Origin of the sequence: Bacillus sp. 3103sda1 (assembly GCF_024159135.1) — a bacterium.
Taxonomy (GTDB): Bacteria; Bacillota; Bacilli; order Bacillales; family Bacillaceae_G; genus Bacillus_A; species Bacillus_A rhizoplanae.
The window spans coordinates 3069500-3081416 of record NZ_JAMYWS010000001.1 but is presented as its reverse complement, the minus strand read 5'-3'; the positions used below and the strand labels follow the sequence as shown (position 1 = coordinate 3081416).

Annotated in this window: 7 protein-coding genes and 2 pseudogenes; all 9 read left to right on the top strand. The window is 37.6% G+C overall.

Annotation, left to right across the window (positions count from 1 at the left end):
- The first annotated feature begins 41 nt into the window (after positions 1-41).
- The 9 genes and pseudogenes from NKR74_RS15350 (at position 42) to NKR74_RS15315 (ending at position 11863) form a co-directional block, all read left to right on the top strand.
- Positions 42-407 carry a hypothetical protein gene (locus NKR74_RS15350; RefSeq protein ID WP_253630163.1) on the top strand — a complete coding sequence of 122 codons (366 nt, stop codon included), beginning with the start codon at positions 42-44 and terminating at the stop codon, positions 405-407.
- Positions 408-474: 67 nt separating this feature from the next.
- Positions 475-1293 (top strand): molybdate ABC transporter substrate-binding protein, encoded by an 819-nt coding sequence (gene modA / locus NKR74_RS15345; RefSeq protein WP_375337705.1) that lies wholly within the window; start codon positions 475-477, stop codon positions 1291-1293.
- Positions 1294-1302: 9 nt separating this feature from the next.
- On the top strand, positions 1303-1959 hold the full coding sequence (modB, locus tag NKR74_RS15340) for a molybdate ABC transporter permease subunit (protein WP_253630161.1): 657 nt from the start codon (positions 1303-1305) through the stop codon (positions 1957-1959).
- 359 nt (positions 1960-2318) lie between these two features.
- Positions 2319-2423: pseudogene (locus tag NKR74_RS24160) on the top strand (DUF8096 family protein); the annotation flags it as partial.
- A 430-nt stretch (positions 2424-2853) separates the two neighbouring features.
- Positions 2854-4308, top strand: a complete 1455-nt coding sequence (locus NKR74_RS15335) for a YfcC family protein (protein WP_253630160.1) — start codon at positions 2854-2856, stop codon at positions 4306-4308.
- Positions 4309-4340: 32 nt separating this feature from the next.
- Entirely contained in the window at positions 4341-5465 is a 1125-nt protein-coding gene (locus NKR74_RS15330; RefSeq protein WP_253630159.1) for a M20 family metallopeptidase, read from the top strand.
- 231 nt (positions 5466-5696) lie between these two features.
- Positions 5697-6314 (top strand): hypothetical protein, encoded by a 618-nt coding sequence (locus NKR74_RS15325; protein ID WP_253630158.1) that lies wholly within the window; start codon positions 5697-5699, stop codon positions 6312-6314.
- A gap of 89 nt (positions 6315-6403) precedes the next feature.
- Positions 6404-6629: pseudogene (locus tag NKR74_RS15320) on the top strand (DDE-type integrase/transposase/recombinase); the annotation flags it as partial.
- Between the two features lie 824 nt (positions 6630-7453).
- A complete protein-coding gene (locus tag NKR74_RS15315) occupies positions 7454-11863 on the top strand; it encodes a discoidin domain-containing protein (RefSeq protein WP_253630157.1) in 4410 nt (1469 codons plus the stop codon).
- The last annotated feature ends 54 nt before the right edge of the window (positions 11864-11917 follow it).

Genomic DNA, 11917 nt, shown 5'->3' with positions numbered 1-11917 from the left:
TTGCGTTTTCCTTAGTTAGCTTTTCGGAAAGGTTGAACCACATGGATATCAAAAAGATGATAGATACAATAGAGACAAAAGGAATTGATGCAGAGTCATTTGTTCCTGAGCTACATGATAAACTGGTAAAACTCTATAATGAAAAAGATATTGAATGGTATATTGAGATTTTAAAAGATATGCTATCGTTGGCTGTTCATCTTAAATTTGATTTTGTTTTGAAATATTTTGGAGTACGCCCAATTGTTACTTCAGATGAACGAAAACAATTTCAGGAAATATTTAAGTGCTTAGCTACGAGGAATAATAATAAAGATTGGTTTTTGAATTTATATGCTTTATATCTAGGATTAATCGTTGTTTTTCAATTTGATGCCAAAATTATTGAGAGAAACTTTTTTGGTTAGTGTAATCGTGGAACCTTATAATATGACATGTTATAACGAAAAGTAGGTGAAAGAAATGAAAAAGGGATTGAAAAGGTTACTTACAACAGTGTTTTTTTTGGTAGCTGCAGTCGCGATCGTCGTTGGTTGTTCTGGTAATTTAGATACAAGCAGTAAGTCAAATAATCAAAAAGTTACTGGAGAGAAAAAAGAAAAAGTAGAGTTAACTATATCTGCTGCTACGAGTTTGCAAGACGCTCTTGTAGAACTTCAAAAAACGTTTGAGAAAGATCATTCCAATATAAAGTTAAAATTTAATTTTGGAGCTTCCGGATCATTGCAACAACAAATTGCACAGGGAGCACCAGTAGATTTATTTTTCTCAGCTGCAAAAGATAAATTTGATGCGCTAGTTAAGGATGGATTAATTTCTAAAGAAGATGGTGTTGATTTAGTTGGAAATGAGCTTGTGTTAGTTGTTCCTAAGGATACAGCTTCTAGTGTGAAAAACTTTGGGGATTTAACAAAAAAAGAAGTTAAAAGGATTTCAATTGGGACGCCTGAATCAGTACCCGCTGGTCAGTACGCAAAAGAGTTGTTTGAAAATATGAAAATATGGACGGGCATTGAATCAAAGGTTGTATACGCAAAAGATGTACGTCAGGTTCTTTCATATGTAGAAACAGGAAATGTAGATGCTGGAGTCGTTTATAAAACAGATGCTCTTTCTTCGAATAAAGTTAACATTGTAGCAACAGCAGATAAACAAACTCACACACCTATCATTTATCCTGTTGGTATCATTAAGGATACGAAACATCGTACGGAAGCGATGGAGTTTTACAAGTTTCTTCAAAGTAAATATGCTATGAAGACTTTAGAGAAATATGGTTTTACATCGAATTGAGGAGATTAAATGATTCAAGAATTCCTAACACCGCTGCAGTTGTCCTTTAAAATCGCCATCATATCTGGACTCGTTGTTATTATTTTAGGAACTGTGGTGGGGCGAGTATTATCTCAAAAGTCATTTAAAGGAAAAGTAATAGTAGAAACGATCCTAATGCTTCCTTTAGTTCTCCCTCCTACTGTTGTGGGATTCTTTTTGATTATTATCTTTGGTAAGCAAAGTATACTTGGAAAAGCTATTGAATGGATTTTTAAGCAACCTGTTATTTTTACATGGTGGGCAGCTGTTCTCGCGTCGATTGTTGTAGCCTTCCCACTTATGTATCAATCAGCAAAGACTGGTTTCCAAGGGATAGATCACGATATTGAAGATGCAGCTCGAGTGTGTGGGGCTAATGAATGGCAAGTCTTTTTCTTTATTTCTATCCCTTTATCTTTAAAAGCCATTGTCTCAGGAAGTATCTTAAGTTTTGCCAGGATTCTCGGTGAATTTGGCGCAACATTAATGTTTGCAGGTAATATTCCAGGAGAGACCCAGACGGTTCCAACAGCGATTTATCTAGCTATTGATTCTGGAAATATGAAGATGGCCTGGCTATGGGTTCTTTCAATTGTTTTACTTTCCTTTATTATGTTGTTAATTATGCAAGTAAAACAGAATTAATATCTGATTTTTTGAGCCTAATCTAAGTAATAAAGGCGCAAATCCTATAAAGAATGAAATTGAAGTGAGCTCATTAAAACTCTACGGAAATTTAGAATGACAGAAACAAATTGATGGTTTAAGAATTTTGTCTTTTACTGATTTAATAAGAAATTAGAATGTGAAGGATTGCACTTCAGCTAACGGGTGCGTTACTTGAAGAAAAATAAGCTAAGTTGTATCTATTTCTCTATTTTGTTATTCCATTATAGGGCGCGTTTGTTGAACAAGAAGTAAAAGGATGTCACATATTAGTCTATAATATGTAACATCCTTTATTTTTTATGACTTTTTACGATTTAGGTCTTGATAATCATGTCAGCGACCGCTGTGATAACTGTGGTCAGGCTAAGTTCAAGTCTTCAATGAAGAACTTCAAGTTTTTGCGGGAGTGTCAACACTGTGGCATGAAAAAGAATATTTGAATAAAAAATGCCCGTAGTTTTTTTATTTTGAATGAACCACAAAGATAAAAGATGAATTAGACACTGATTGTAAATTAGCTAATTCAACAATCAGGCACATGCACGTGCAAGTGGAGCCTTATCCCTTTATAGGATATAATCTGTTTTTATGAACTTTGTTCATAATATAATAATGGTTATATTCTAGGTTATCCGATAACCAATAAAACAACCTATAAACTGACCGAATATTAGTATTTAATAGAATATTCGTAGTATTTAAAATTGGCATGATTCTTGCTTGATAAGAAATTGTAAGTTCTGAATTTTATAACGCGATGAAATGAGGGGGATGACTTACTGAAGAGTCAATCAAAATAAGGGGTTCAAAGCTCCAAAGGAAAGAAGAGGAGCAAGATGAAAAAAGAATTTTGGAATTGGGGGAAACTTCATGCAATCTATTAGGAAAGAGATAGCAGTTGAAAAGACAGCCGGTCAGGAGAAAGCGGAGAGGAAAAGAAAATTCCTACAGCCTGACGCTTATGTTCTATTGTTTTTTGTTGCATTGATCTGCGCTATTGCGACATACATTTTACCGGCAGGTCAATTTGCAAAGATAAAAAAGGGGGATATTTCCATGACGGTGCCTGGAAGCTATCACCATGTTGCTTCAAATCCCACTGGTTTCGTAGATTTCTTTACTACGATCCAAAACGGAATGGTGAAAGGCGCACCGATTATTTTCCTTATCCTATTTACAAGCGGAGCTTTAGCTATCATTGAAAAATCGGGTGCGATCGATGCGTTTCTTAAGTCCACCCTTATCCGACTCAGAAATCGCTTGCTATTTTTAATTATCCCTGTAGGATTGATATTTTCAGTTTTAGGAACAACTGGGATTATAACCAACGCTGTAATCGCTTTCATTCCATTAGGATTACTTGTCGCACGTGAGTTGAAATTGGATCCTATTTTCGGCGTTGCCCTTATTTATCTAGGAACCTATGCTGGTTGGAACGTACCTGTTTTTGCTCCTCAAACGCTTGGACTATCCCAGCGTATTGCCCACCTTCCGCTTTTCTCGGGAATGGGCTACCGGGTCATTATCTACCTAGCGTTTCTGGCTGCTACTATTATATACATATATATGTATGCACGCAAAATTCGAAAAGACCCAAACAAGAGTATCCTCGGTCCAGAATCGTTCGCTTCTGAGATTGCAGAGAAAGGTGATGAAGTAGCGACTACGGTAACGGTTTCCTTGCAGCAAAAGCTAATTTTATCGTTTGCGGGATTATCTTTATTAGGTTTTATAATTTTCTCTCAGGTATTTAAATGGACGGAAAATGAAATGGCTGGTCTTTTCATTTTTATTGCCATTGGCGTTGGTTTAATCGCGCGAATGAGTGCAAATGATATTGCATTTACATTTATTCAAGGCTGTAAACAAATGGTCTATGGTGCTCTCATCGTGGGGATGGCCAGAGCAGTAGGCATAATCCTTGAGGATGCAAGGATATTAGATACCATCGTCAATGTATTGACAAAACTCCTTGAACCGTTATCTCCGATTGCCGGTTCGATTGGAATGTTTGTTGGAAGTGCGGCTCTGCACTTTTTGATTTCTTCCGGTTCCGGGGAATCTACTGTGTTGATGCCGATTCTTGTCCCTTTGGCAGATTTGCTGCATATTACGCGTCAAGTAACTGTCCAGGCGGTTATGCTTGGGGAAGGAGTAGTAAACACAATTAATCCGACATCCGGTGTGCTGATGGGTGTACTAGCAATGAGTGGTATCTCTTATGGAAAATGGCTGAAGTTCATGCTTCCATTAACGGCGGTTTGGTTTGTTCTCTCATGTATTTTCATCATTATCGGTATGATGATCAACTGGGGACCTTTCTAAGAAATTAACGATAAATAAAGGAGACTCCAAATATGGATAAAGTACTAGAATATTTAAAACAACACCAAGAAGAGATCATGGAGGATCTAAAAACACTTGTGCTAGCTGAATCGCCTTCGCATTCGAAAGTACGGGTGGATCAATGTGGAGAAGTGATTCAACAGCTGTTTAAGAAGCATCTTGACGTTGAAGGGGAAGTGATTCCCCAAGAGCATGCGGGGAATCAACTGCGGTTTAGTTATGGGGAAGGCGATGCCCAAATCTTAATCATATGCCATTTTGACACTGTCTGGGAGGTGGGAAGGCTTTCCTACCGAGTAGAAGGAGACAAGGCGTATGGGCCGGGCATCCTGGATATGAAAGGAGGAATTATCCAAGCTCTTTGGGCGCTGAAAGCCTGCCGTGAGTTGGGAATTTCCTTAAACAAAAAGATCGTTTTCCTTTGCACTGGCGATGAAGAGCTTGGAAGCAAAACGTCTAGAGCATTGATTGAACGTGAAGCTTTAAAGAGCGAGGTTGTTCTCGTTCCGGAGCCAGCAGCACCACATACAGGTGCACTTAAAACAGCCCGAAAAGGAGTTGGCAAGTTTTCGATCAAGATTAAAGGAAAAGCAGCGCATGCAGGGCAGGATCATCAGAATGGAATTAGCGCGATACAGGAAATGGCTCATCAGATTTTATTCTTGCACTCACTTACCGATTATGGGTCGGATACAACTCTAAATGTCGGCGTGGTACAAGGCGGAAGCTCTGAAAATGTGGTAGCAGAACAAGCGGAACTGGCTGTGGATCTGCGAATCAGCCAGCTCGGTGAGGGGGAGCGTGTTTCAGAAATCATTTATGGGCTAAAGCCGCATCTAGAAGGGATATCCTTACAGGTTTCAGGTGGAGTTGTCCGCCCGCCTATGGAAAGAACAGCTCAAAATGAAAAATTGTTTAATCTGGCAAAAACATGTTCATCTGAATTAGGGTTTCACTTGACTGAGGAATCAGTGGGTGGGGGTAGTGATGGGAATTTCACTTCTGCATTAGGCATTCCAACGCTAGATGGGTTAGGCCCAGTGGGAGAAGGTAACCATGCCGAACATGAGCATATTGAAATCAATCAACTTCCCGCTAGGGCCGCTTTGATTGCCCACCTTCTTCGTAAATTATAATTTTAATAAAAAAATGCAACTCCAGGTTTGGTACTTGCATTTTTTTTGCATAGGAAAATTTAAATTAGAAACAGCGTGAAAAACGAACGAATTTTCCGATCGGGATAAAAAACGTCCTCTAATAGCGGTCTAGTTTCCTTGAAATACTCTGATAGGAGTTTTTTATTTATAGTTTTAGGTTGTTTTTAGGTTATTATTATTCTAAAAAAGGGATTTTAAGAGGAGAGGAAAATGGGGAGATCAAGTATTTTACTGCTAACAAGAGGGGAAAAGCTAGCACAAACCTTTGAGACTAACCTGAGAATGTTTTTCGGTACCAATATTCAGATTTATACCGTTCATGAGCACGAGGAGCTGGATAGCAAATTAGTGGATGAGTGTGAACTGATTCTAGTTTCCGCCGAAAGTATATTGGATCGTTTACCGAAACTACTCCATGAGCGGACACTGTTTGCCAGAAGAACGGTTCATTTGCCAAAGCTCGAACAACTGATGGATTTAGCTCCGGGAACCCAATGTCTATTTGTCTCGAACAGTATGGACACGATTGTAGATGCCATTGAGCTTTTGAATCGTCTGGGGTTTGATCATTTGCGCTTTATTCCATATGTTCCGCAGCCAGCAGAAAGGCCTGTACTTGAGGGCATCGATGTGGCGGTTACTCATGGATTAGAAGAACTTGTCCCGGAGACGATTGGTAAAGTGATTGATTTGGGCATACGCCCGATCGATTTGACAACGATTTATGATATTGCTCAACAATTGAATCTTCCTATAGAAAATGCGTATTTCTATACAGCAGAGTTTTGTCCGCCTTGGAAGAAATTTAGCCGATTCCGTAAACAATGAGAAACGGTTAAATCAATAGCTGGAATCCGTTTTTTTGTGCTTCATGCGTGGCCAAGGCATATGGGGTGTAAACAATTCTGTTTAAGTAGTTGAAGCAAATTCGGTATCTAAATAACATTGTGGAACAGGAGCACCGTTTCATTAAGAAACGTGTACGTTCCGTGTTAGGATTCAAGTCGTATGAAACAGCCACTTCTATATTGAGTGGTATTGAAGCTGTACATATGATGAAAAAAGGGCAGACTTCACCCACAGGTGAAGTCTGCCCAAAATGAAGTTGGATTCATACATAAGTTATTTGGAATTGCAACATAATCTGTTATTGAACAGTCTATGTAGGTTCTATGTCTCTATCAAATGGTTTTTGCACCATAAACTCAAGACCTCTTTAAGTACATCGCTATACTTAAATTAAAATAGCCTATTCAAATACTAAAAGGGGTGTAGCCAGGGAAATGCAGATTTACAGCGCTAAGCTATTTATAGGGTTAAAAATGAATGATTTAACAACGATGAGACTTTTGAGACAAATCATATGAGACACTACCCCTATTAGGATATTTATGTTAAAGGGTTGACCCATCAACCCGATTTATTATATATTATAAATGTTAGAAAATTCCCTTAATTAAGACTAAAAGAGGGGAGGGAATGGATCTTACATTAGAAATAAAACAGAAAATGCATCCCAGTAGGCAGCAAAGGCATTACAAAAAGGGCTAAATTGATAATGACAACACATCCCTCTAACATTCATCGACGATCATTTCTCAATCGCAAATTTCCTATCAATATAGATTTTACGTGATCTGCTAGTATACCAAATTTCATTTTTCATCATATATAACCTCAAACTAAGACTTTATAAAGGTCTTACTTAATTATGCTTATATATTTAGGGATATATAAATATATAAAAAATATAGAAGGGGTGGTGGTATAAATGATTTTTTGCAAGTCAAAAAAAGATCGTTACCCATAAACAGGGCAAATTGCAAGTTTTTAAGTTTTTAAGGGGACTGTCTTTCTTCTCTTGCGATTGGATCCACTAGGAATTGATACGCCAATTATCCATACGAAGAGTTAAAGACTATTGGAATTCATTTTCGGTAAACCAATATTACATTCGGAGGTAGAATATGCTAAGACGTCGAGCTAGGTTTAAAAAACTGGTAACCTTGTCCTTATCAGTGGGTATGTTGCTTACTATGCTTCCAACAGCATCTGCTACTGCAATTAAAAAGGAGTACTCCATTAATAATGTATCTGACAATCAAACCTATAAGACTATAGGTAAAATTACTAAAGTTACGAAAGAAGGAAATAACGTATACTTTGACTTAGAAACAGGAGAAAAAATTAAAATTAACTTTCTAAAAAATAATCTTTTTCGATTGCATTTGGACCCAAAGGGTGTTTTTGAAGAATATCCAACTCCAAATAGCCCTGAGCATGAGACGAAAATTATCAACAAAAATGTTAGCGATTACAATAAGGAATATGGAGAAATTGACATTGAGGTCGATCAAGGAGATAACAATGTCTATAAAATATCTACTAATGCTTTAGAGTTAAGAGTAGATAAAGCTACTTCAAAGATGAGCCTGTACGATAAAAAAAGAGCAAAGATTCTTTGGAGTGAAAGTGAACCGCTAAAACATTCGAGCGGAAGTACTGTTCAAACCCTCGATACAAAAGAAAGTGAATATTTTTATGGTGGAGGTCAACAGAATGGGTTTTATGCCCATAAGAATAATTCCATAAATATTGCAATCGGGGGAGGTTGGGATGCAGGAGCTGCATCAAGTCCAGTCCCATTCTATGTAAGCACTGAGGGCTACGGAGTCATGCGAAATACTTTTAAGCCGGGTGCTTATGATTTTACCAAAACGGCTACCTTTACTCACAATGAAGACAGATTTGATGCTTATTATTTTGTAGATGATTCCATTCCAAAAATTATTAACGAATATACAGAATTAACTGGGAAACCGGCACTTATGCCAAAATACGGTTTCTATTTAGGGCATGCAGATTGTTTTAATGGAACTCATAATGGTCATAAGGATCAACGAACACTCCTAAATAATGGATTAAATACATTAAATCAATATGCAGATAACGATATGCCTTTAGGATGGATGTTACCAAATGACGGCTATGGATGCGGATATGGCGGATTGGATAATTTGAAGCAATTTGTTGATAAAGCAAATGACAAAAAAGTAGAGGTAGGTTTATGGACACAAAGCAATCTCCATCCAGACCCTAATTTACCCGAGGATAGCCCTTTACGCAGAGACCTTGACGGGGAAGTTAAAGCAGGCGTAAGAGCAATAAAGACGGATGTTGCATGGGTTTGGCAAGGATATTCCATGGCCTTAAATGCTACACGCCAAGCAGCGGAAGGAATTCAAAAAGATGAGAATTCAGGTGGTGCACGTCCATTTGTTATTTCGCTAGATGGGTGGGCTGGTACTCAACGTTATGCTTCATTATGGTCAGGCGACCAATATGGTGGTAATTGGGAGTACATCAGAATGCATATCCCTACTTACATTGGCGCTGGTTTATCAGGAAATCCAAATGTTGGCTCAGATATGGATGGTATATTTGGCGGAGATGCAAAAGTACAGACACGTGATTTCCAATGGAAAGCATTCACTCCTATCCAAATCGATATGGACGGCTGGGCATCCGGAGGTAATGATTATAGTAAGTCTAAAAATCCATGGAATTATGGTGAACCTTATGCTTCGATTAATAGAATGTATTTAAATCTAAAGTCACAGATGCTGCCTTATATCTACACAATTGCTGAGGAATCCACATCAAAATCCATGCCGATGATTCGAGGGATGATGTTAGAATATCCGAATGATCCATATACGTACGGGACGCAAACACAATATCAATATATGTGGGGGCCAAATCTATTAGTAGCACCAATATATGATGGAAACTCTAATGCAGCTGAAGTAAGGAACGATATTTATCTTCCAGATAAAAATCAAATTTGGATCGATTATTTTACAGGTGAGCAATATCAGGGAGGTTCGGTTCTTCATAACTTTAGCGCTCCACTATGGAAGACCCCTGTATTTGTTAAAGCTGGGGCAATTATTCCAATGGCACCAAAAAATAATTCTATTAATGAATTAAATGGTTCTGAAAATAGAATATTTGATGTTTATCCATCGGGAAAATCAGAGTTTACTCTATATGAAGATGATGGTAAAACTGTTGAGTATAAGGAAAAGAAAAATACAACAACGAAGGTCACTTCAAAGGTAATCAAGGAAAAAGCTGTTATAACCGTTGATACCGCAAAAGGAAAAGGCTATAAAGGGATGGTTAAAGACAGGGGCACAGAAGTGATTGTTAATACACGTGTAAATCCAAGGGATATAACGGTTAAGGTTGGAAACAAAGATGTTCCATTAAGAAAAGTTACGAATGAAGAGGAATATAACAACTCAGAAAACGTGTACTTCTATAATGAACATCCAAACTTAAACAAATATTCTACAAAAGGCTCACCTTTTGAAAAGACTGACATTATTACATCACCAAAGCTTTATATTAAGGTAGGGAAAACAGATATCACGAAAAATAAAATAACTTTTACAGTAGATGGCTTCGATAATACTCAAAAGAAGGATGTAGTAGATAAAGAAGTACCAACGATTCCATCGGGGCTTAATGCTGATGAGGCCAACATTACCGATCGAGATATTAAATTAAATTGGGATAAGGTTGATGGTTCGAATACAATATATGATTTAATGATTGATGGTATTGTTCATACAAATGTGTTTAAGTCAAGTGATAGTCAGCAAGCACCATTCTATCTCCATACAGGCTTAACAGCTGATACAGAACATTCTTATCGAATAAGAGCAACGAATACAAAAGGATCATCAGGCTGGAGTGATGAGATCAAAATAAGAACGAAGCTTGACCGATACAGGAATGTCCCTAAGGATATGACGGCAAAAGCAGATAGTGAACAGCCAGGGGAAGAAGCATCTCTAGCTGTCGATGGAAAAGATGATACAATGTGGCATACTAAATGGCAAGAAGAGGGCAAAAAATTGCCACATACCTTTGAGATTGATATGAAGTTAGCTTATGAATTAGATAAGCTTGAGTATGTTCCAAGACCAAATGCAGGGAATGGTACGATATTAAAATACAATTTAGACGTAAGTTTAGATGGAAAAACTTATAAAAACGTCATCACTGATGGAAAATTTGAGAGAAATGACGAAACGAAAGTCATTGATTTTCAGAAAAATATTACTGCAAGGTATATTAAGTTGACCATTACAGACTCTGTAGGCGGCTTTGGAAGTGCAATGGAATTCAGGCCATACAAAAAGGATAAAACAGAAGGAACGGTTGTAGGTGAGAATATACCGAACGGGGTCATTGATGAAGATGATCTGCTCTTCTTTGCCAGCTATATGGGTGTCGATCAAACTGAAGCTTGGGAACAGGTTTCAAAGGTGGATATTAATTTCAATGGTGTAATAGATGCATACGATTTAATGTATGTAGCATCACAATTGGGTCAAAAACCACTTCAAGCAACAGGCAAACCGGTTGCCGGATTATTGGATATTAGACCTAGTAAGCAGGAATTAAAAGCAGGAGAGGAATTTTCAGTAGAAATAATAGGAGCAGGATTACAGGATATTAATGCATTCAACTTAGAACTAAAACTAGACCCTAACAAATATGAATTAGTGAAAGAGTGTAAGCCTGACGGGACTTGCGGTAAAAATATTGTTTCAGCTTCCAATGAAACTGCTAATATGTTGAATTATTCCTTACTTGCGGGGATTGGAAAGCCTGAACAACGAATTATGGCTGCATTTTCTAATAAGGGAACACAAAATACATTAGAAGGTACGAAGACATTAGCTACGATTAAGTTAAAGGCTAGGAAAGATCTTCAATTTGATATGCCGATAACCAGGTCCTTACTGATTAATACAGCCTTTGACACGATTGATAAAATAGGAGAGGTTTTAAATCCTGGCCAAGAACCAGAGGCAAAGGAACTACAATTATCGAATAAAGATATGATGGTTACTGGTGAAGGGGAAAAGATGCAGGGCGGTGCAGCAGCTTTTGCCAAGTTGATTGACGGTGAGATAAGTGAAAGTTCATTGGCGGAATTGAAATGGAGCCTCACTGGAAATGAAGGAATTTCACTACCGTTACCCGTTGATTTTAACTTTACTAAACCACAAGAATTGACTAAATTTATCGTTTATAATCGCCCGCAATATACGAACGGCAAAATTAAAACACTAAGTGCCAAAGTATATACTGAATCTGGAAAAGAGTATGATTTAGGTGCAAAAAGTGTCAAATTTGACGATAAATCAGTAACTTTCGATTTAGCAGAGGCTGCTATACCGATTGGAACTAAATTTACAAAGTTATCGATTAACTTTGAGGAATCGCACAGTGGGCCTCTTATGTTGTCTGTTGCAGAGGTAGAAGTTTTTGCAAAGAATCCTGCTGATGTAGCTAAATAAAAATAAAAGTGTCTTATTGCTTTAGTGATGTTAGGGTTAACCCGTTAACCCTAA